This is a genomic window from Nostoc sp. CMAA1605 (genome assembly GCF_021596505.1).
GTDB lineage: Bacteria > Cyanobacteriota > Cyanobacteriia > Cyanobacteriales > Nostocaceae > Trichormus.
Map to the genome: position 1 here is coordinate 1 of NZ_PJIZ01000072.1, position 21,479 is coordinate 21,479.

Sequence of the window (21,479 nt, forward strand, 5' to 3'; positions counted from 1 at the left end):
CTCATAAGCACAACACCAAACACAACACTAAAATAACTGAGGACTTCATCAAGAGTCCTATAGTTTTAGGTTAGCTAGTCCACAGAGTAATTTGTTTTCTCTGTATTTGCTATTCTACTCATTCTGAGAGGATTTCTCTGCAATAGTTAACTTAAATCACATAACCTAGAGAAGCATTAACTATTGTAACAATTATTTTTCAATTCGAGGGTAATGGTAAAGAGTCAAGAGTCATTAGTCATTAGTCATTAGTCATTAGTCACTAGTGTTTCTCCCCTACTCCCTTGTCCTCCTTGTCTCCCTTGTCCCAATCCCCAGTCCCCAATCCCCAGTCCCCAATCCCCAATCCCCACATTTAAAATAGAACTGAACTCCTCAATATATCAGGATGATCGCACTTAACTGGCAACAACGAGTAGGGAATCAACGAGACTGGGTATGGCGTGGTTGGCAAATTCGTTATACCTACATTCGCTCTAGTCAAAATTCCCAGAATACAACCCCTCTCATTCTCTTACACGGGTTTGGAGCTTCTATCGGGCATTGGCGACATAATTTAGAGGTTTTAGGCGAATATCATACTGTCTATGCTTTGGATATGCTGGGTTTTGGTGGTTCAGAAAAAGCCCCTGCTAATTACAGCATAGAACTATGGGTGGAGCAAGTATATGAGTTTTGGCGCGCTTTTATCGGTCAACCAGTGGTATTAGTGGGAAATTCTAATGGTTCTCTGGTTTCTCTAGCTGCCGCCGCCGCACATCCTGAGATGGTAAAAGGGATTGTGATGATGAGTTTACCTGACCCTTCATTAGAACAAGAAGCAATTCCGCCTGTTTTGCGTCCTTTGGTGAAGACAATTAAAAGTATTGTGGCTTCGCCGATATTTTTAAAGCCTGTATTTTACTTTGTACGCCGACCCAGTGTCTTACGTCGCTGGGCTGGTTTGGCTTATGCTAATCCTGAAGCCATCACTGACGAATTAATTGAAATTTTGGCCGGGCCTCCGCAAGATAGGGGTTCAGCGCGTGCTTTTAGTGCTTTATTTAAAGCTGCGATCGCTATTAATTTTAGTCCCAGCGTCAAAGCACTGCTACCTAATATTACCATTCCTATGTTGTTAATTTGGGGACAAAAAGACCGCTTTGTCCCGCCGATATTAGCGAATCAATTTGCTCAGTATAATGAAAAGCTGCAATTGCTGACTTTAGAAAATGTTGGTCATTGTCCCCATGATGAATGTCCAGAGCAAATCAATCAAGTGATTTTAGATTGGATTAATCAATATTTTCTAGATGCACATAAGTAGAACAAAGTAAATAATTAAAGGTTTGTAGTGTAGAAGGGGAAGCAAGCTACGCGTTAGCGTCTCGGAGAGAAATCCATTGCGAATTGCGAATTGCGAATTGCGAATTGCGAATTGCGAATTGCGAATTGCGAATTGCGAATTGCGAATTGCGAATTGCGAATTGCGAATTGGTCTTAATCCTCTCCTAACTCACTAATAATATTATGAGTCACCGATGCTTTTGTCGCCACTTGCTTTTCATACCAATTCATCAAAGGTGTCGCTGAAATGCCATGTATAACTACAGAAACTACAATAGTGGTGTAAGTTATCCAGGAAATCTGCTCACTGACTTCACCTTTTAATCCTTTACTAAAGGCGTAAGCAAGATAATATAAAGAACCTACACCACGAATTCCAAACCAGCCAAATAACCAACGGGTTGCAGGATGAAATCTCCGGCGTTGGGAATTTAAGGGGCGTTTACCAATGGTACTAATCCAAGCTCCTACAGGTCGGATTACCAAAAATAATAAAACTATAACGATGAGAGATTGAGAGGCATAATTAAGCATTGGTTGCCATAATAAGATTGACCCTAATAATAAAATTGTTCCTACTTCTAATAATCTTTCTAGTCTTTCAATAAATTCTAATTGTGCCATTGGCTTTTCAGGATTTCTATAACTATCTTGGACAATTAATCCAGCCACAAACACGGCTAAAAATCCATAACCATTAATAATTTCTGTTAAACAATAGGTGATTAAAATGGCACTAATAGCAACAAAATCTTCCATGATTGCATCAGCCGCACGCTTTTTTTGAATTTTTTGATCTACCCAAACTATGAGTTTTGCTACTATAAAACCCATCACCATTCCAGATGCGATCGCCCATATGACATCAACTAGTAACCAATCTTTAAACCAGTTCCCCCAATTATGATCTTTCATGGCATAAATGCCAAAATAAACAAAGGGAAAAGCTAACGCATCATTTAAACCACCTTCAGAGGTTAACCCAAAGCGCAACTCGTCTTTATCGTTAGTATCTGTAAGTTGCACTTCTGAGGCTAATACTGGATCAGTAGGTGCAAGAATCGCGCCTAATAAAATTGCTTCTCCCCAATTCATCCCTAATAAAAATCTACCAACAATTGCCAAAGCTACAATAGAAATTGGCATTAATAAAATAATCAGTCTCGCTGTAATATTCCATACCCGCCAGCGCAGAGGATGAATAATTTTTAAGCCACAGCTAAAAACAGAAATAATCACTACAAATTCTGTCAACCTTTCTAAAACTTTGGCATTAAATACATTATTTTCTCGCAGTTGAATCATCCCTAAGCCTTCAGAACCGAGAAGTATACCCACCAATAGATATATCAAAGCAAAGGAAAGTGGTAAGCGCGTAATCCAACCTGAACATAGGGTAACTACTAGTAGTAGTAGACCAATTAACAGTAGATCCAGTATGTAAATATCTACCATATAAATATGTATAAAAAATAAACCTTGCTTTGTCAGTTTACTTGCGATCGCTTGTTTGTATAAAATATCTAGAGGCAGATTTTATGGAGAAATTTTCCAGTTTTTTCTATGTTTGCTAGCTTAGTATGATATTCCTCACAGGAGCATTGGTCATGCAACTTCCAGATAGTCCTAAAATGCCAAAATTTATGCAGCTAATCAAGTGGATTAACAATCCCTTACAGCTGATGGAAGCATCTACCAAAGCTCATGGTGATTGTTTTACCTTATGGTTAACTAACAAACAACCAATGGTATTTCTCAGCCATCCCCAAGCTATAGAGGAGATTTTCACTACTCATTTAGAAAGCCTCGACTCTAGAGCTTCAGCCCAAATTTTACAACCATTATTAGGGAATAATTCTTTATTACTTCTATCGGGGGAGACTCATCAACGCCAACGTAAATTATTAATACCGCCTTTTCATGGCGATCGCATGAAAGCCTACGGTGATATTATTACCAACATCACCAAAGATGTAATCAGTAATTGGCAAATTGGTAAGGCTTTTTCTGTGCGTGATTCCATGCAAGAAATTGCTTTACGGGTAATTTTACAAGCCGTGTTTGGTCTGAATGAAGGTGAACGCTATACACAGTTGAAAACACGCTTATGCTCTATTTTAGAGTTAATGTCTTCTTCTTTACGTGCTTCTCTATCTTTTATCCCAGCATTACGCTTAGATTTAGGTGGTTGGAGTCCTTGGGGAAATTTCCTGCGTCAACGCCAAGAAATTGACAATTTATTATATGCAGAAATTCAAGAACGCAGAAATCATCCAGATTCATCACGAAATGATATTCTTTCCCTCATGATGTCAGCGCGTGATGAAAATGGCGAACCCATGAGTGATTTAGAGTTACGTGATGAATTAATGACTCTATTAGTGGCTGGTCATGAAACTACAGCCTCAGCTTTAACATGGGCATTATACTGGATTCACCATCTACCATCAGTGCGAGCAAAACTTTTAGCTGAGTTAGATAGTTTTCACAACGCAGATTTCAATGAAATTACCCGTCTTCCCTATTTAACGGCTGTATGTCAAGAGACACTCCGCATTTATCCCATCGGGATGATTACTATCCCCCGCATAGTCAAGTCCCCAATAGAAATTATGGGTCAAAAATTTGAGCCAGGAACCTTGTTACTTGGCTGTATATACTTGGTTCATCGTCGTCCAGATTTATATCCCCAACCGGCAGAATTTCGTCCAGAAAGGTTTTTGGAAAAGCAATACTCGTTATATGAATATCTCCCCTTTGGTGGTAGTAACAGGCGTTGTTTGGGTATGGCTTTTGCGCTGTTTGAAATGAAATTGGTGTTAGCGACAATATTATCTCAAGTGGATTTAAAATTAGTGGAGAATTATCCAGTCAAACCTATTCGTCGTGGCGTAACTTTAGCACCTTCTGGTGGTAAGTGGATGATCACAACTGGACAAAGACAAAAGATAGAAAAGTCTGCTGTTGAAGTATAAGTAAATCAGCAGGAAAAAGAGAAGCTAAGAGTTAGATTTTTAAAGAGCGATCGCACTATGATGAGTTTGGGCGATCGCTCTATAATTTTTGTTATTTAACGAGACAAAAGTGCTGCTTCTGTAACTGAACTGGCTCTACGAAAATAAGCCGCAGCATTTAAACTCATTGCATGGCAAGATTCTGCACATTGACGACAAATAGCAGCACACAACATCATTGTGGGATCATTACTCATTTGTTCGCAAGCCATTGCAGTGCGATCGCAAATTTGCGCGCACAAACCGCAAGTATTGCCCATAAACTCAGAACCATCATCTATCATATTGACGCACATCATGCACATTTCTGCACAGTCGCGCAACATAGACATCATTGCCATATCTATGGATGTACTGCCCTGATTTTTGCAATACTTAAGGGTGTCAGTACAAGTTGTTTGGCATTCAATACAAATTTGTTTAGCGGCTTCCATTGTGGTGGAGATAGATTCGTTGATCATAAAAGTAACTTCTTAGCTTTAATCGGGTCTGTTGCTCTGTACTAAATTGCAAGATAAAGCCTTATTTTTGGAAAATCAAGAGTTTTACACAACTCGGCCAATTTAAGGACACTAATCCCATCTACTTAAAGTAAATTTAGCTAGTAATTGAAAAAATCCTTTTCTATCAAGGCTTTTGCATATTGCAATGCAGAATTAGTCCCAATTATGCAGAAGATTTTTGTCACCGCCGACACAAAATTAGCCTTTGACTTACCTCTTTATTCGACTTCAGCACCTTGCTAATCGTCAGTGGCTATATTTGCTTAAGCTTTACAGGATAAAGCTTCTATAATCTTTAACTACTTAACAGTGCATTTTTGTCAACAAACCAATGAGTATATTTTCTCATTTTAGGGTAATGTCAAGATATCATGACTTTTTGAAGATATTTTACTAATCTCAGAGAGTGTGATGTGATGATCACTATTGATTTCATCAGCAAAATATGAATGAGATAATTAGGTATTAAAGTTATTTTTAATCAAACATGAATAATATTAAAACACGTAACTTTTTCATCAAATCAACTTTAAGTTTATTGCTGATAATTATCATTTTTTGGCCTCTTGTCATCATCAATCCTGGTGAAAGAGGAGTATTGATGAAATTTGGAGAAGTGCAACAGCTAATTTTAGGAGAAGGACTACATATAATTATTCCCATTGTGAATACAGTAGAAAAAATTAGTGTCAGAGTCCAAAAACAAGAAATATCAGCAGAAGCTTTATCTAAAGATTTACAAGATGTGTTTACAGACGTAGCACTAAATTGGCATATTATTCCAGAAGCAGCAAATGCAACTTTTCAGCAACTAGGAACAGCACAACAGGTAATTGATAAAGTCATCAACCCAGCCATAGAAGAAGTTCTAAAAGCGATCATTGCTAAATACACGGCTGAAGAAACTATCACAAAACGTGGAGTTTTAAAAGCAGAGTTAGATAATTTATTGACTCTTAGATTATGCAACTATCATGTGGCTGTTGATGATATTTCAATAGTGCATATACATTTTTCTGAACGCTTTGGCGAAGCAGTAGAAGCCAAACAAATTGCAGAACAAGAAGCTAAAAAAGCAGAATTTACTGCACTTAAAGCCATGAAAGAAGCCGAAGCCAACATAAATTTAGCCAGAGGTGAGACAGAAGCACAAAGGCTAATTCGTGAAACCTTAACACCTGATATTTTGCAAAAGCAATTTATAGAAAAGTGGGATGGTAAGTTACCAAAGATTATGCCCAACGGCGGTTTAAAATTCGATGTCAGCCAATTTTTAAACTAATGACTAATGACTAATGACTAAATCTCGGCTGAATAATTAAGTTAACAGCTACAACCCAGGCTGTTGCAAACATCCATCCGGCGATAATATCACTGGGAAAATGTACACCTAAATATAGTCTTGTCCATGCAATAGTTAGGATAAACAAACCACCACCAAATAAAGTTAACCAACGCCAGCTTGTATCCCAAGTTAAAATTAATAAAATAGCGACTAGAGTCAAGCTACTCATTGCATGGCCACTAGGAAAGGCATAACTAAACTCTGGTGCTAAAGAATCCCAAAGATGTGGACGAATTCTGTGTAGTAAGACCTTAGCGGCATGATTAATAATAGCATTACCCAGCCCAGTGATGATTAAAAAAGTGAGCGATCGCCATTTTTTACGAAACAACAAAAAGATTCCTAATAAAGTTAAAATAGGCGCGATAGTCCACACTGAACCTAATTTTGTTAATATCACGGCAATAGTATCTAATTGTGGCTGTGCTGTTTGATGAATAGCCAATAAAATGGGAACATCCCAAGGGAAACCACCTTTTTTTACTAATACCTGCACAGCTATGAGTTCAAATAACTGTAAAGGTAGATATACGCCTGTAAATAATATCAATAAGGAACGCCAACGAGTAATTAATAGTTGTTTTAAAAATGTAGTAAATGTTTGTAGACGTTTCCCTAGAATAGATGTAAACCAATTAGATCCTAGCATTTTTTTAATATTGACCCTGTTATAAAATAAAGAGGGCTAAAGCCCTCACTACGAACTTAAGCTAATTAATAATACGCGCCTATCAAACTATAAATTAGAGCAGATAGGACTAATAAATTTAGAATCACATAAATAAAGTTTCTCTGCCAGAAAAACATAAAGAGAGAAATTATCACTCTTAAAATAGGCGTAGCAATTAATATTAATAATCCCAACTGAATAATTGCACTACTACTACCAGAATAAGCAGATTGCATGACATCCACAGGCGAACGCAATGTATCTGGTTCTCCTCGAAAAAATTGGTAATTAGCACGTTCACTACCGTGAACATTTAAATATAATAATCCTCCCCAGAGAACTACAGCGCAGGCAATGAATACACCATATTTCAATAGTTGACTCAGAATATTCTCTAATTGCAATTCTTTGTCTGTTTTAGTGATATTTTCATGAATATCAGATTCGCCAGCAGAAATTTTAGATTGTTGCTGTTCTAGTGCGGCAATATCACTATCTAATTCTTCTTTTGGTAAAGCTAAAACATCTATCTGATCCTCCTGTGGTGGTGATACCACCCAAGGCAAACCCGAATCAAAATTGCTCATATCTACCACCTACACGAAACTGTTGTAAACCATCTTCAATGCCATAACTACCAACACAAGACCAAAAATAATTCTTAATACTTGTGTTTTTGTTCCCACAAGGATTTTTGCACCTAAAATAGCACCAGGTAATACCCCTAACATTACAGGCATTGATAAACCTGGATCAATGTAACCTCTTGCTAAGTAAACCCCAGCAGAAGCGGCGGCTGTAACACCAATCATAAAGTTACTAGTGGTGGTAGAAACTTTAAATGGGATACCCATAATTTGATCCATTGCTAATACTTTAAATGCACCTGAACCAATTCCTAGTAAACCAGAAATTACCCCAGCGACTAACATAACGCTAAACCCAGCCGGAACAGCATGAACTTGATAAGACATCAAGCCATTACCAGTGGGATAAGTTCCATTGAGTTGGAAATAATTACCTAGAGAATCTGTAGACTCACCTTCAGGGTGTTCCTTTTTAGGTTGTTGTGAAAGATATGCAGAATATAACAAGACAATTGCTAATACGATGGTGAGGGCTTTTACTGTGACAAAAGTAGCAATTAACGCCCCTATAATTGCACCAATAGTAGTTGCAACTTCTAAAAACATTCCTAATCTAAGATTAGTATAGCCAGTTTTAATATATCTACAAGCAGCACCCGAAGAAGTCGCAATTACAGATACTAACGAAGCACCAACCGCATAACGAATATCTACCCCAAATACTGAAGTTAACAAAGGAACAATTACAACTCCACCACCTAAGCCAGTCAGTGAACCAACTAATCCAGCAGTGAATGAACCTACCCAAACTAGTAAAGAAAATTCCCAAATATTCACATTTATTTCCTTAAGATAGGGATTGGGGATGGAGGACTGGGGAATAAGTAAATAGATTGGTTTACTTTTTGACTTTCACCCGTTTGATAGCCTCATCCCTCATTAATTACTTCAATGTTCTGTTGGTGCATTGGGAACTTGTGCGTCAATTTCTGCTAAAGAAAAATTGGGAATTGACAAGCTACCTTCACCAGTTTTGACAATTTTGGCAGGAGGAACGTTAAATTCAATTGTGCCAGTTTTTTGGTTAGTTGTAACTACCAATTGTGTTCCTGGCACAAATTTTACTACTAAAGGTTCGGTTAACTCTTGGGGTTGGGTTTCACTAGGAGCGATCGCAGCAATTTTTGCGCCAATTGGTAAGTAAATTCCATCACAGTTCCATTTATTTTCTGTAATTTGTCCATCTCCCAAAAAGTAGATATCTCCCTCTTGTTCAAGATTAGATTTCTTGGGTTTATGAGCATAAATCCCTAAAACTTTCCCTGTTTGATTGAGACACTGCGACCAACCACGGGCAGATTCTAATATGTATTTTTGTAGCTGCAATTCTACAATCTTTTTTTCTATTTCCGTGGGTGTATAACTCGATGCTTCTGATGAAAATTGGGCTGTCAATAAATCATCTAATGCTTGGGTAACTTCGGTATATTGTGGTAGCTTCGTGAGGTTCGGTCTGTCTGCCCATGAAGGACGGGCAATCATGAAGTTAGCGATTAAAATTAGACATAATACAATAATTTTGCTGAGTCGCATAATTTGCTCCTGGTAGATTACTGGTATTAGTTGTGATATTCTCTTATCCTGTTTTCTAGATAAATATTAAGCTAAAAATCGATGTTAATTAAGCGATAGCTGCCGCTATCTATTAAGATATAAATTCCCAGTCCAATCAAAATAAAAGGCACGATCGCATGACCATAACGAGTTAAAAATCTGGCAATGACTGGATGTAAAGTTAACTGATAAGCTACGTAACACCAAACACTAACTAAGATAACAAAAACACTCAAAATAATACTTAAACTCAAGAGATTACTACTAGCAAATAACGGCACATAAATACCGATATTGTCTCCGCCATTAGCAAAAGTCACTACCGCTACTTGATAAGTTTGGGGAGCAAGTACACCCGCAAATCTTCCAGGTGATGAGTTTAATTCCTCTGAAACTGTCTGGACTTCGTTTTCATCCCGATTTAAATTAATTAAACGGCTAATACCTATAACTATGGGAATGAAACCTAAAAGACCAATCCACGCTGCGGGGATAATTAAACCACCAAAAAAACCAGGGAGACTAGCAAGAATCACAGCACTAAAGCCTAGATACTGACCAATAATGATATGTCTGCGGCGGAAGTTAGCATTGACTTGAGAAAAAAAGACCATCAAAATAATGATGTCATCAAGGTTGGTAGCAGCAAAGGATACAATTCCAGAGACGATCGCTTTGACAACACTACCCATCACAATATTTTTCACCTCGTCAATTATTTTCTACTTCCGGTGAGAGTCGGGGTTTTTTCACCAAACCCACCAAACACAGACAACAAGCCGCTAAAGCCAACGGCGATAAAGCTTGACTATCTAAGATAATAAATACACCCAACCCGACCAAAACAAAAGGCACTAAATAATTACCATAACGAGTCAAAAGTTCAGCGATCGCTTTTTGGCGAGTTAGCATATAACTGGCATAGCACCAAATCCCAATCAACGAGAAGAACACGCCGAGAATCACCAGCAAACCCCCTAAATTATGGCTGGCAAATAATGGTACATATATACCAAGGTTATCACTACCGTTAGCGATCGTGATTGCTGCCACACTATAAGTCTGGGGAGATAAAAAACTGGCAAATGGCAATTGTTCAGACTCAGATTGATCTTCCTGATTCTCCTCTGATTCATCATTACTAGGATTGAGCCAGCGACTCAAACCAATAGCTATTGGTACAAGTCCCAATAATCCAATCCAGTGCCTTGGTAAAACCATCCCACCAAAAAAACCAGGAAGGCTAGCAATTACCAACGCCGTAAAACCCAAATACTGTCCGAAAACAATATGGCGACGACGGAAAGTTGCGCTGACTTGCGAAAAAAACAGTGTCAGCATCACCAAATCATCAAGGTTAGTTGCAGTAAAAGCCGTAATCCCAGAGGGAATGGCAGTGACGAAATTGCTCATAGATTTAGGGGTGTAGGGGTGTAAGGGTGTAGGGATTGTAGGGGTGTAAGGGTGTAGGGGTGCAGGGGAAAATAACTATATCCCAATGCCCCATGCCCAATGCCCCATTCCCCATTTATTCAACATCACTAAAACTTGCGTGAATCGCATCAATGGAATGCTCTAATTTCTTGACCATTTTGGGATAGCGTAGGCGTTGGATCATGAACCAACCAAAGCCAGCTAAGAGATAGAGCAAAAATAGGTAAGGAAAGATGTTGTAGGGGGATGGGGGAACAGGAAACAAATCACTTCCAGGGATTCCTAATGTCCCGATGATTGGAATCATCATAAATAATACGGCTAGGACTGAGAAAGCTAAATCTAGCGATCGCAGTTTTCCTAGTCTGTGCAGATATACTGGTGCAGCAACGGAAACTAGGATATATACGAGTAAAAAGCCATAGGTGCAAATTGTGCCGGTATAACCGAGAATCACAAACGGCTTAATGCCTAATAAATTCAAGGTTGCGGGTATGATAAATGTGATCAGGGAACATAACGCGATCGCTGTATGGGGAGTTAAATTTGCGCCGTGTGCTTTCCCTAAAGAAGTATGAAACAACCCGTGACGCGCCATCATAAACAACACCCTAGCAGCAGGATTAATACAAGCTAGAACGCAAGCAAAGAATGATAACAGCGCACCCACACTAATCAATGTGCCTAAGAATCCTACACCTGCTTGTTCTGCTAAAAATGAAAGTGGCTCCTCAGTTTTGGCTAAATCTACAGCACTACCTCTAAAACCTAAGACTTCGATATAAGCCATGATCATAAAAAACACACCCGTCCAAATCGCACTTTGCATCACCGATTTGGGAATATTTTTCAAGGGTTTTTTGGCTTCATCTCCCAAGGAAGTCGCGCTTTCAAAGCCGGAAAAACCAAATACTACTAAAACTACTCCTAATGATACTCCTCCGGGTGTTGCTCCTTGTAGTGTCAGTTGGGAAATATCAAAAGCAAAGCCTTTTTGCAACCAAATAATCAGTCCCAATACCAGAATTAAGCCTATGGAAAAGGCCTCTAATAACAGCATCATCTTGGCTGACAGTTGGATGTCTTTATAAGCCACATACCACGCCAAAACTGTTCCTAAAGCAAATAACGTTAGGACATGGGTATGAATCCCAATGTGAGTTAACAAAGACTGACCAAAAATCGCAAAGCCACATAATGTGGACATTCCCGTAAACAGGTAGGCAAGAACCAAACCCCAGGCTGACAAAACACCAGATGTGACACCTAGTCCTTTAACGATGTAGGAATATAAAGAACCAGGAGAGGCTGAACGGCGTGCAAATTGATTGATGTTGACAGCTACAAACATCAAACCCATCATACCAATCAAAAAACTCAACCATGTGCCGTTACCAGCAGAGGCGTAAATCAATCCTAAATTCGCTGCTGGTGTAGTTGTAGGTGCAATCACTGCTATGGATTGCGCTAAAACTTCACCGTAGGATAGACACTCTTTTTTTAAACCATGAACGCTTTGAGTCAGTTCGATTTCAGCTGTCATACACCATATCCTTTTACCCAACTACTTAATTCTTTCGGTGAAGAGTTACAGCCTTTACTAGAGCAAACACTTGTTATTGAAGACTAGGTGTTAATTTATCCCCCCTAAGTTAGAGAATCAAATACTATTTTTTGTGATTTCGATAAATAGAAGTTATTAATAGGGACTGGGGATTGGGGACTGGGGACTGGTAATTGGTAAGGATTTCTAGTATTTTGACTGGCTTCTTCATCAAAAAAATGTATCTGCAAATACGATTTTTTCGTATTCGTCAAAACATCTTTTTTTTACATTTACTGAGTAAAATTCAATGCGGGTGTTGGGAGTGTTTTTTGGGTATATGAATGGCAGGAATGACGCTTGATCAGTTAAGGATTTTTTTAGCTGTCGCAGAACATTTACACTTTACTCGTGCAGCAGAGGAACTCTACATTACACAACCTGCTGTGAGTGCGGCTATCCAAAGTTTAGAAGAAGAGTACGGCGTGAGATTGTTCCATCGGATTGGCCGCCATATCGAGATTGCTGAACCAGGTAAGTTACTGCAAGTAGAAGCTCAAAAAATTATGGATCAAGTGACGTTGACAGAACGCTCCCTCAGAGAATTGAATGATTTACAACGAGGAGAACTTAATTTAGGTTCGAGTCTGACAATCGGTAATTATTGGCTACCAGAGAAAATTACCAAATTTCAACACAAATACCCCCGCATCGCAATTAATTGCACCCTCGCCAATGCAGAGACAATCTGCGCTGGAACTGCTACAGGTAAGTTTGATTTAGGCTTAGTGGAAGGAGAGGTGAAGCCATCACTCAAGAATGTATTAGAGGAAGAGATAGTGGGAGGCGATCGCTTATTAATTGTAGTCGGTCAGTATCATCCTTGGTATGACCATCCAGAAGTGACCTTATCCGACTTATCCAAAAGCGGTTGGATAATGCGCGAAGCCGGTTCTGGAACTCAACAACAATTTGAACAAGCCTTGCAAAATTGGGGTATTCATCCTCTGCAATTAGATGTCATATCCATCTTGAATAGTGGGGAAATGGTAAAAGCTGTAGTCGAAAATGGCATTGGTGCAGCAGCTATTTCTGAATTAATGGTGAAGAAGGAACTGCAATTGGGTACTTTAAGGTCTATTCAGGTGATCGATAACCACTCTCAACCTAACCCACGCCAGCCGCAATACTTGCAAATCGTCCGCGCCTTTTTGAAACTCAAGCATCGCCAACGTTTTCAAACTAAGCTTTCTAAGGCTTTTGAGGAAATTCTTAGTCAATAGTCATTAGTCAATAGTCAGCACGGGCTAAACGCCCCGCTACCGCTAACATGACTCAGCACTCAGCACTTATGTATAAAATAAACATTTACATTTAGTAATCAACGCATAAATTACCCTGTGTTTATCATTTACATACTCTAAATAATTATTTGGTTAGTAATATTTTTTACTTAAAAGTCTTAATCGTGATTTGAAATACAGTTTTGATTTTACGAATGTGTATTTCTTGATAGATTTTTATGTCTTTTTATATTAAACTACGGTAAGTAGATAGAGAAAAGGTACTTTTATGGAAAATACGCAAAATTTTAGTGATGAATTAAACGAAAACGCAATAAACATATCCCAGGACTTATCAGAGACAAGCACTGGAAGAGTTAATTTTGGAAGCATTTTGAAGAAAATCAGGGGTGGATTTTTCTTTGTGCTGGGGTATATGTTGTCACCTTTATCTTGGTGGAATGATCTATTTTTTAATTTGCCTGTCGCCTATGGTTTTGGCTATCTGTGTAGTTTGTTAAATAAAGATTTGTTAATTCCCTGTGCGATCGCGGGGTATTGGCTATCGAATGTCGCCGGGATTCTCTTAATGCAGGCGGGAGTTGTAGACGTATTTCAAAATCAACCCCAAGAACGCAACCTCAAAAAAGAACTCTTAATGGGTTTAGCTTCATCCACTGTCTACACCCTAGTCATTCTGGCACTCATCCAATTCAAGATTCTAGACACTCCAGACTTATTCCCCGGTAGTTAGTCGGGGTTTTTTTTCGGGATGAATATTCATCCCCAAGTGGCTTGAAACTTATTAACTTCAGTCGGGACATCGGGATTAGGCAGTCATAGCAATTAAAAATTAAAAATTAAAAATTCAACATGACAGCACCAACAGATAAAAATCAAAATTTCACCTAATTCCCAGTCCCCAGTCCCCATTTCCTCTTCAATAATCATGGACTATTTACTACTACCTTTTTTGAGTTTTGTTATTGGCATCATCGTCGGTTTAACGGGGATTGGTGGCGCGTCTCTCATCACCCCGATGTTAATCTTCGTTTTTCAAGTTCCCCCATCTATTGCAGTCAGTTCGGATGTAGTCGCCGCCACTCTGATGAAATTTATCGGTGGCTGGAAACATTGGCAGCAAAAGACTTTAGATGTAGAGGTAGTCAAATGGCTAGCCTTGGGAAGCGTCCCTGGTTCACTCCTGGGTGTAGGAATTCTCTACCTCATTAAACAGACACAGACACTCAACCTCGATGATATTTTGCTCAGAGCAATTGGCGTAATGATTCTTCTCGTCGCCATCATTGGACTAGTGCAGATTTTCTTAAAAGCCTTCTTCCCCGATGTCAAGTTACCAGAAATCTCAAAATTTGACTTAAATACCCCAGGCGGTAAAATCCAAAGCTTAGTAGTGGGTGCAATTTTAGGCTGCATGGTGGGAATGACTAGCGTATCATCAGGTTCAATGTTTGCGATCGTTCTAATCACCTTCTTTTGCTTAGACTCCCGCAAACTAGTAGGTACAGACTTAGCACAAGCCGCCATCCTACTCCTATTCACATCACTAGGTCATATTTTTCTAGGTACAGTTGACTGGGGTTTAGTCTTCCCCATCTGGTGCGGCACAGTTCCAGGAGTCATAGTTGGTGCTAAACTCTGTCAAATGATGCCCCAAAAGACCCTCAGACTAGTAATCTACACCATCCTAGTAGGAGTAAGCTGGAAACTCGTCTATCACACCACCGCCTAATTTCAATTCAAAATTCAAAATTCAAAATTCAAAATTAGGCGTTTCTGAATCAGAGTACATAATGCAAAAATTACCCTTGCTTTTCTTTGTACCTTTGCGCCTTTGCGCCTTTGCGTGAGACATTTAAAGCTAATAATATAAGAAGACGCTTCACATTTCTTAAACATTAGCTTAAACAAAACCATGGCCAGAGACTTACGGGGATTTATTAAAATTCTAGAAGAAAGAGGACAATTAAGGCGGATTTCTGCCCCAGTTGACCCAGACTTAGAAATAGCAGAAATTTCCAACCGGATGCTACAACAAGGTGGCCCTGGCTTGTTATTTGAAAACGTTAAAGGTGCATCCTTCCCCGTTGCAGTCAACTTGATGGGAACTGTAGAAAGGATATGCTGGGCGATGAATATGCAGCATCCCCAAGAATTAGAAACTCTGGGTAAAAAGCTGAGTCTGCTGCAACAACCAAAGCCACCAAAAAAGATTTCCCAAGCCATCGACTTTGGGAAAGTGCTGTTTGATGTAGTCAAAGCTAAACCAGGGAGAGACTTTTTCCCCGCCTGTCAGCAGGTAGTAATTGAAGGGGATGATTTAGACTTAAATAAGTTACCTTTAATACGTCCTTACCCTGGGGATGCAGGTAAGATTATCACCCTCGGACTAGTAATTACAAAGGATTGTGAGACAGGTACGCCAAACGTCGGCGTGTATCGTTTACAACTGCAATCTAAAAATACCATGACCGTTCACTGGCTATCAGTGCGGGGTGGGGCGAGACATTTACGCAAAGCTGCCGAAAAAGGCAAAAAATTAGAAATAGCGATCGCATTAGGTGTAGATCCTTTAATTATCATGGCTGCTGCTACACCCATCCCTGTAGATTTATCAGAATGGTTATTTGCAGGACTTTACGGCGGTTCTGGTGTCAATCTGGCGAAGTGTAAAACCGTAGATTTAGAAGTTCCCGCCGATTCTGAGTTTGTCTTAGAAGGGACAATCACACCAGGGGAAGTATTACCAGATGGCCCCTTTGGCGATCACATGGGGTATTACGGCGGCGTGGAAGATTCCCCCTTGATTCGTTTTCAGTGCATGACACACCGCAAAGACCCGGTTTACCTGACCACATTTAGCGGTCGTCCCCCAAAGAAGAAGCGATGATGGCGATCGCCCTCAATCGGATCTATACTCCTATTTTGCGGCAACAAGTCTCAGAAATCGTAGATTTCTTCTTACCAATGGAAGCTTTGAGTTATAAAGCCGCAATTATTTCCATTGATAAAGCTTACCCAGGACAAGCAAGACGCGCCGCCTTAGCCTTTTGGAGTGCATTACCCCAATTTACTTACACCAAATTTGTGATTGTCGTTGATAAAGACATTAACATTCGTGATCCCCGCCAAGTAGTATGGGCGATTAGTTCCAAAGTTGACCCCACAAGAGATGTGTTTATTCTCCCCAATACCCCCTTTGACACCTTAGATTTTGCCAGTGAGAAAATCGGTTTAGGTGGACGTATGGGAATTGATGCAACTACCAAAATTCCCCCAGAAACAGACCATGAATGGGGCGCGCCTTTAGAATCTGATTTAGATGTAGCCGCAATGGTAGATAGACGCTGGGCTGAGTATGGTTTAGCGGATTTACAGTTAGGTGAAGTTGACCCGAATTTGTTTGGTTACGATATGAAATAAGTTGATTTTTGACTGTTGTAGGGGTGGGTTTAAACAAAATATCTGTTTTTAAACGTAAATATCTACCAAAACCCGCCCCTACTGACTGTTGATTTATCCAGCCGCGCCAGGATTGAGTTGCAATAATAACCAAGTTAAATAAGTACCGAATGGCCCCCAAAGGGCGTAGGGAAGAAATAGCCAAGCAGCTTTTTGAGAAATCGGTCTGACCACAAAAGCCAAAATATATACTAAAAGCGTAGCTAGTCCACCGAGAATAATTCCGCCTGTGAGGCTTCGCAGTTCTACTACAACAGGACTGTAGGTGGAAGTGAGGAGGGCTATTGATGCGTAAACAGCCATCAACAACCAAGGACGAGAACCTTGTCTAGTTTTTTTCTCCCACACAATAATTGCTGAGATAGTCAGACAAGCCCAAATCAAAGTCCAAACAAACGGAATGATGAATTCAAAAGTTAACCAGTCAGGGCGTTGTAAATTTTGAAACCAAGGATCGCGCAGTGAGGTAAACAGGCTACCACCAAAAAACAACGCTGCTGAGACTGCTGTGATAATCCATTTAGCTTTCACAATGCTTTCCTGTCAGAGTGGGCTGATACTCGTAGTTTAACGTAGGTTCGACAGATTTAAATCCCTATCAAAAGATATAGTCTTGGTCTCATTAGGGGTGCAAAAATTTTAACCAATCAGGTGTTTATTGGCTGAAAACCAATCCCAGCTATGAATTAAGTATATTTAATGTTTTTTTACACATTAGCCCTGACAGTTCAGATAATAACAGGTAATAATTTGCACATAAATTTATCATTTTATCTGAAAACCTAAATATTATCACTTAGATAAATTATGGGAGTTTAACTATGGAACCGATCTCTATAATTATTACGGCTTTAGGTGCTGGTGCGATCGCAGCTACTCAAGAAACCGCAGGCACAGCCGTTAAAGATGCCTATCAGGGTTTGAAGACTTTGATTAAACAGAGGTTTGCTGCTCAAGGTAAGGAAGATGATAGCGATATAGTAGACAAGCATGAGAAAAAGCTGGATTCAGAAGCAGTTAAGGCTTTGCTGAAAGAAGAGTTAATGAGTTTACGAATTGATCAAGATACAGAAATTATTAAGTTAGCGCAGGAATTACTGAAAAAAGAAAAACCGGAAGAGTCAGCAGCAGGTGAATACAATGCAGTGTTTCAAGGAGAAGTTAAAGACGCGCAGGTAGGTAACAACAACATTATCTACAACTATTTCTACTATAAAGAAGAGAGCAAACCTACATCTGTTGAAGCTGCTGACGAATATCTGCCTTGTCCTTATCGGGGGTTGTTTCATTTCGGCCCCAATGATGCGAATGTGTTCTTTGGGCGGGAAATATTTATCGAAACACTTTACAGTGCCACTAAAACCCAGAATTTTATTCCTGTGTTGGGTGCATCAGGTAGCGGTAAATCTTCGGTAGTTTTGGCGGGGTTAGTTCCGAAGTTGCAAACAGCCGGAAATTGGCAGTTTACTCACTTTCGTCCTGGAGCTGATCCTTTCCATGCGCTGGCTGTAGCTTTAGTGCCACTTTATACACCTCATCTAGATGCAACTGACCAAATTGCCCAAGCCCGGAAGTTAGCTAGTTACTTGCAAGATGGCTCGCTGCTGATCTCAGACGTTTTTGCTAAAATTCGGCAAAATCACCCTAATGAACGGGTGCTATTAATTGCTGACCAATTTGAAGAAATTTATACTCTCTGTCATCATCAGGAAACTCGCCATAAATTTCTTGATTGTTTATTAGCTAGTTTAGAAACTTCTACGTCTTTATCTGCATCCGCTACGGTGTGGGTAACGACAATGCGGGCAGATTTTTTGGGAAATGCTCTCTCCTATCGTCCTTTTGCGGATGTCTTGCAAAATGCTGACTTAAAACTGGGGCCGATGAATCGGGAGGAATTAACACAAGTCATTGAAAAACCTGCCGAAAAATTAGGAGTGACATTTGCAAGCGGACTGGTAGAACGCATTTTAGAGGATGTGGAAAACCAGCCAGGAAATTTACCTTTGCTAGAGTTTGCTTTAACAGAGTTGTGGAATAAGCGCACAGGTAAACAATTAACTCACAATATCTATGAAGAAATTGGGCAAGTAGAAGGTGCGTTAGCTCGTCATGCGGATGAGAAATATGGCAACTTGACAGAGGTGCAGAAAGAACAAGTCCGGCGGATTTTTATGCAATTGGTGCGTCCGGGTGAGGGAACAGAAGATACTCGACGGGTGGCGATGAAAGCGGAATTGGGGGAGCAAAACTGGTATTTAGTCAAACAATTAGCTGATGCTCGGTTGGTGGTGACAAGTCGCAATGCTACCAGTCAAGAAACGGTAGAAGTAGTCCATGAAGCTTTGATTCGCAATTGGGGAGAATTGCGGGAATGGATGAATAAAGACCGGGTTTTTAGGTCTTGGCAAGAGCGACTGCGAGCAGCCAAGGCGCAATGGGAAGCAACGCAGCGAGATTCTGCTTCATTGTTGCGGGGTGCAGCTTTGGCGGAAGCAGAAGAAAGACTCAAGGAACGCCCTGGAGACTTGATTGATGAGACAGAATTTATAGAGGAGAGTATTCAAGCAAGAAATCGCCTCAAACAAGTCGAAGCAGCCCACAGAAAGCGCGAAATTAGAACTGCTTGGAGTATTGCGGCGGGTTCGTTGGTGGCAGTAGTGATTAGTGGTGGCTTGGGTTTGACAGCATGGAATCAGAAAAACCAATCGGAACTGAATCAAGCTGAATTTGTTGGTCGATATTCCTTGTCTCTATTCAATGAAAGTAAAGAATTAGGAGCGTTTGTTCAAGAAATCAAAGCGGGAGAAATCCTGGAAAGCCAACACACAACTAACCCAGAGGTAATGAAGGCTTTGCAGACAGTTCTTTGGCCAGGAAGAGGATATAACTGTCTAGAAGCGCATAATAGTGCTGTCTCTAGTGTGAGTTTTAGCCCTAATGGCAAGACATTGGCTTCTGGTAGTTCCGACAAGACCATCAAACTCTGGAATCTAGAGACAGGAAAGGAAATCACCACCCTGAAGGGGCATAGTGAAAGTGTCTTTAATGTGAGTTTTAGCCCCGACGGCAAGACATTGGCTTCTGGCAGTGGTGACAAGACCATCAAACTCTGGAATCTAGAGACAGGCAAGGAAATCACCACCCTGAAGGGGCATGATAACACTGTCTCTAGTGTGAGTTTTAGCCCTGACGGCAAGACATTGGCTTCTGGCAGTGGTGACAAGACCATCAAACTCTGGAATCTAGAGACAGGAAAGGAAATCACCACTCTGAAGGGGCATGATAGCTATGTCGTAAGTGTGAGTTTTAGCCCCGACGGCAAGACATTGGCTTCTGGCAGTGCTGACAACATCATCAAACTCTGGAATTTAGAGACAGGCAAGGAAATCACCACCCTGAAGGGGCATAATGGCGCTGTCTCTATTGTGAGTTTTAGCCCCGACGGCAAGACATTGGCTTCTGGCAGTTTCGACAACACCATCAAACTTTGGAATCTAAAGACAGGCAAGGAAATCACCACATTGAAGGGGCATGATGACCTGATTTGGAGTGTGAGTTTTAGCCCTGACGGCAAGACATTGGCTTCTGGCAGTGCTGACAACACCATCAAACTCTGGAATCTAAAGACAGGCAAGGGAATCAGCACCCTGAGGGGGCATGATAAAGGTGTCTCTAGTGTGAGTTTTAGCCCTGACGGCAAGACATTGGCTTCTGGCAGTGGTGACAACACCATCAAACTCTGGAATCTAGAGCCAGGGAAGAAAATAAGCGATCTGAAGGGGCATGATGGCCCTGTTTGGGGTGTGAGTTTTAGCCCTGACGGCAAGACATTGGCTTCTGGTGCTTGGGACAACACCATCAAACTCTGGAATCTAGAGACAGGCAAGGAAATCACCACCTTGAAGGGGCATGATAAAGGTGTCTCTAGTGTGAGTTTTAGCCCTGACGGCAAGACATTGGCTTCTGGCAGTTTTAACAACACCATCAAACTCTGGAATCCAGAGACAGGCAAGGAAATCACCACCTTGAAGGGGCATAGTGCAAGCGTCTCTAGTGTGAGTTTTAGCCCTGACGGCAAGACATTGGCTTCTGGCAGTTTCGACAACACCATCAAACTCTGGAATCCAGAGACAGGCAAGGAAATCACCACCCTGAAGGGGCATGATCACTTTGTTTGGAGTGTGAGTTTTAGCCCTGATGGCAAGACATTGGCTTCTGGCAGTTTCGACAACACCATCAAACTCTGGAATCTAGAGACAGGCAAGGAAATCAGCACCTTGAAGGGGCATAGTGCAAGCGTCTCTAGTGTGAGTTTTAGCCCCGACGGCAAGACATTGGCTTCTGGCAGTGCTGACAACACCATCAAACTCTGGAATCTAGAGACAGGCAAGGAAATCATCACCCTGAAGGGGCATCGTGAAAGTGTCTCTAGTGTGAGTTTTAGCCCCGACGGCAAGACATTGGCTTCTGGCAGTGCTGACAACACCATCAAACTCTGGAATCTAGAGACAGGCAAGAAAATCAGCACCTTGAAGGGGCATAGTGATGGTGTCTATAGGGTGATTTTTAGCCCTGATGGCAAGACATTAGCTTCTGGCAGTGCTGACAACACCATCAAACTCTGGAATCTTCCAAATTTGGAATTAGACTCTATGAATACAGAACAATTGTGAT

The 21,479-nt window shown here is 40.5% G+C and carries 17 protein-coding genes and 1 pseudogene; 8 read left to right on the plus strand and 10 right to left on the minus strand.

Annotated elements, in window-relative coordinates:
- Positions 1 to 388: 388 nt before the first annotated feature.
- A complete protein-coding gene (locus CV014_RS20975; protein WP_236143805.1) occupies positions 389 to 1,306 on the plus strand; it encodes an alpha/beta fold hydrolase in 918 nt (305 codons plus the stop codon).
- Positions 1,307 to 1,479: 173 nt separating this feature from the next.
- Here the strand turns inward: CV014_RS20975 and CV014_RS20980 are convergent, their stop codons facing one another.
- Positions 1,480 to 2,781, minus strand: a complete 1,302-nt coding sequence (locus CV014_RS20980; protein WP_236143806.1) for a cation:proton antiporter — start codon at positions 2,779 to 2,781, stop codon at positions 1,480 to 1,482.
- A gap of 152 nt (positions 2,782 to 2,933) precedes the next feature.
- Between CV014_RS20980 and CV014_RS20985 the strand changes: the two genes are divergently transcribed.
- Positions 2,934 to 4,301, plus strand: coding sequence for a cytochrome P450 (locus tag CV014_RS20985; protein ID WP_236143807.1), 1,368 nt, complete (start codon positions 2,934 to 2,936; stop codon positions 4,299 to 4,301).
- Positions 4,302 to 4,396: 95 nt separating this feature from the next.
- Here CV014_RS20985 and CV014_RS20990 read toward each other — a convergent pair whose 3' ends face one another.
- Complete coding sequence (locus CV014_RS20990; protein ID WP_236143808.1) at positions 4,397 to 4,801, minus strand: four-helix bundle copper-binding protein; 405 nt, start codon at positions 4,799 to 4,801, stop codon at positions 4,397 to 4,399.
- A 529-nt stretch (positions 4,802 to 5,330) separates the two neighbouring features.
- Between CV014_RS20990 and CV014_RS20995 the strand changes: the two genes are divergently transcribed.
- Positions 5,331 to 6,125 carry a prohibitin family protein gene (locus CV014_RS20995; protein ID WP_236143809.1) on the plus strand — a complete coding sequence of 265 codons (795 nt, stop codon included), beginning with the start codon at positions 5,331 to 5,333 and terminating at the stop codon, positions 6,123 to 6,125.
- 10 nt (positions 6,126 to 6,135) lie between these two features.
- Here the strand turns inward: CV014_RS20995 and CV014_RS21000 are convergent, their stop codons facing one another.
- From CV014_RS21000 to CV014_RS21030, 7 genes are all read right to left on the minus strand, one after another.
- Positions 6,136 to 6,837, minus strand: coding sequence for a phosphatase PAP2 family protein (locus CV014_RS21000; protein ID WP_236143810.1), 702 nt, complete (start codon positions 6,835 to 6,837; stop codon positions 6,136 to 6,138).
- A gap of 65 nt (positions 6,838 to 6,902) precedes the next feature.
- Positions 6,903 to 7,445, minus strand: coding sequence for a DUF1634 domain-containing protein (locus CV014_RS21005; RefSeq protein ID WP_236143811.1), 543 nt, complete (start codon positions 7,443 to 7,445; stop codon positions 6,903 to 6,905).
- Between the two features lie 9 nt (positions 7,446 to 7,454).
- Positions 7,455 to 8,282 carry a sulfite exporter TauE/SafE family protein gene (locus tag CV014_RS21010; protein ID WP_236143812.1) on the minus strand — a complete coding sequence of 276 codons (828 nt, stop codon included), beginning with the start codon at positions 8,280 to 8,282 and terminating at the stop codon, positions 7,455 to 7,457.
- A 111-nt stretch (positions 8,283 to 8,393) separates the two neighbouring features.
- Positions 8,394 to 9,038 (minus strand): hypothetical protein, encoded by a 645-nt coding sequence (locus tag CV014_RS21015; protein WP_236143813.1) that lies wholly within the window; start codon positions 9,036 to 9,038, stop codon positions 8,394 to 8,396.
- A gap of 71 nt (positions 9,039 to 9,109) precedes the next feature.
- Complete coding sequence (locus CV014_RS21020; protein WP_236143835.1) at positions 9,110 to 9,751, minus strand: cadmium resistance transporter; 642 nt, start codon at positions 9,749 to 9,751, stop codon at positions 9,110 to 9,112.
- A 19-nt stretch (positions 9,752 to 9,770) separates the two neighbouring features.
- Positions 9,771 to 10,472 (minus strand): cadmium resistance transporter, encoded by a 702-nt coding sequence (locus tag CV014_RS21025; protein ID WP_103138891.1) that lies wholly within the window; start codon positions 10,470 to 10,472, stop codon positions 9,771 to 9,773.
- Positions 10,473 to 10,587: 115 nt separating this feature from the next.
- A complete protein-coding gene (locus CV014_RS21030; protein ID WP_236143814.1) occupies positions 10,588 to 12,036 on the minus strand; it encodes an APC family permease in 1,449 nt (482 codons plus the stop codon).
- Positions 12,037 to 12,380: 344 nt separating this feature from the next.
- Here CV014_RS21030 and CV014_RS21035 point away from each other — a divergent pair, with 344 nt between their 5' ends.
- The 4 genes and pseudogenes from CV014_RS21035 (at position 12,381) to CV014_RS21050 (ending at position 16,763) form a co-directional block, all read left to right on the plus strand.
- Positions 12,381 to 13,319 (plus strand): LysR substrate-binding domain-containing protein, encoded by a 939-nt coding sequence (locus tag CV014_RS21035; RefSeq protein ID WP_236143815.1) that lies wholly within the window; start codon positions 12,381 to 12,383, stop codon positions 13,317 to 13,319.
- Positions 13,320 to 13,608: 289 nt separating this feature from the next.
- A complete protein-coding gene (locus CV014_RS21040) occupies positions 13,609 to 14,073 on the plus strand; it encodes a hypothetical protein (protein ID WP_236143816.1) in 465 nt (154 codons plus the stop codon).
- A gap of 195 nt (positions 14,074 to 14,268) precedes the next feature.
- On the plus strand, positions 14,269 to 15,072 hold the full coding sequence (locus tag CV014_RS21045; protein ID WP_236143817.1) for a sulfite exporter TauE/SafE family protein: 804 nt from the start codon (positions 14,269 to 14,271) through the stop codon (positions 15,070 to 15,072).
- A gap of 183 nt (positions 15,073 to 15,255) precedes the next feature.
- Positions 15,256 to 16,763: pseudogene (locus tag CV014_RS21050) on the plus strand (UbiD family decarboxylase).
- A gap of 93 nt (positions 16,764 to 16,856) precedes the next feature.
- On the opposite strand, the gene CV014_RS21055 reads toward CV014_RS21050, so the two are convergent.
- Positions 16,857 to 17,333 (minus strand): TspO/MBR family protein, encoded by a 477-nt coding sequence (locus CV014_RS21055; protein WP_236143818.1) that lies wholly within the window; start codon positions 17,331 to 17,333, stop codon positions 16,857 to 16,859.
- A 290-nt stretch (positions 17,334 to 17,623) separates the two neighbouring features.
- Here CV014_RS21055 and CV014_RS21060 point away from each other — a divergent pair, with 290 nt between their 5' ends.
- A complete protein-coding gene (locus CV014_RS21060) occupies positions 17,624 to 21,478 on the plus strand; it encodes a WD40 repeat domain-containing protein (protein WP_236143819.1) in 3,855 nt (1,284 codons plus the stop codon).
- Position 21,479: the final 1 nt, after the last annotated feature.

Excerpts from the sequence above, each read along its gene's own strand:
- CV014_RS21020 (WP_236143835.1), bottom strand. The coding sequence starts at position 9,751 with ATGGGTAGTGTTGTCAAAGCGATCGTCTCTGGAATTGTATCCTTTGCT.
- CV014_RS21000 (WP_236143810.1), bottom strand. The coding sequence starts at position 6,837 with ATGCTAGGATCTAATTGGTTTACATCTATTCTAGGGAAACGTCTACAA.
- CV014_RS21045 (WP_236143817.1), top strand. The coding sequence starts at position 14,269 with ATGGACTATTTACTACTACCTTTTTTGAGTTTTGTTATTGGCATCATC.
- CV014_RS21015 (WP_236143813.1), bottom strand. The coding sequence starts at position 9,038 with ATGCGACTCAGCAAAATTATTGTATTATGTCTAATTTTAATCGCTAAC.
- CV014_RS21030 (WP_236143814.1), bottom strand. The coding sequence starts at position 12,036 with ATGACAGCTGAAATCGAACTGACTCAAAGCGTTCATGGTTTAAAAAAA.
- CV014_RS20975 (WP_236143805.1), top strand. The coding sequence starts at position 389 with ATGATCGCACTTAACTGGCAACAACGAGTAGGGAATCAACGAGACTGG.
- CV014_RS20980 (WP_236143806.1), bottom strand. The coding sequence starts at position 2,781 with ATGGTAGATATTTACATACTGGATCTACTGTTAATTGGTCTACTACTA.
- CV014_RS20995 (WP_236143809.1), top strand. The coding sequence starts at position 5,331 with ATGAATAATATTAAAACACGTAACTTTTTCATCAAATCAACTTTAAGT.
- CV014_RS20985 (WP_236143807.1), top strand. The coding sequence starts at position 2,934 with ATGCAACTTCCAGATAGTCCTAAAATGCCAAAATTTATGCAGCTAATC.
- CV014_RS21025 (WP_103138891.1), bottom strand. The coding sequence starts at position 10,472 with ATGAGCAATTTCGTCACTGCCATTCCCTCTGGGATTACGGCTTTTACT.
- CV014_RS21060 (WP_236143819.1), top strand. The coding sequence starts at position 17,624 with ATGGAACCGATCTCTATAATTATTACGGCTTTAGGTGCTGGTGCGATC.
- CV014_RS21040 (WP_236143816.1), top strand. The coding sequence starts at position 13,609 with ATGGAAAATACGCAAAATTTTAGTGATGAATTAAACGAAAACGCAATA.
- CV014_RS20990 (WP_236143808.1), bottom strand. The coding sequence starts at position 4,801 with ATGATCAACGAATCTATCTCCACCACAATGGAAGCCGCTAAACAAATT.
- CV014_RS21005 (WP_236143811.1), bottom strand. The coding sequence starts at position 7,445 with ATGAGCAATTTTGATTCGGGTTTGCCTTGGGTGGTATCACCACCACAG.
- CV014_RS21035 (WP_236143815.1), top strand. The coding sequence starts at position 12,381 with ATGGCAGGAATGACGCTTGATCAGTTAAGGATTTTTTTAGCTGTCGCA.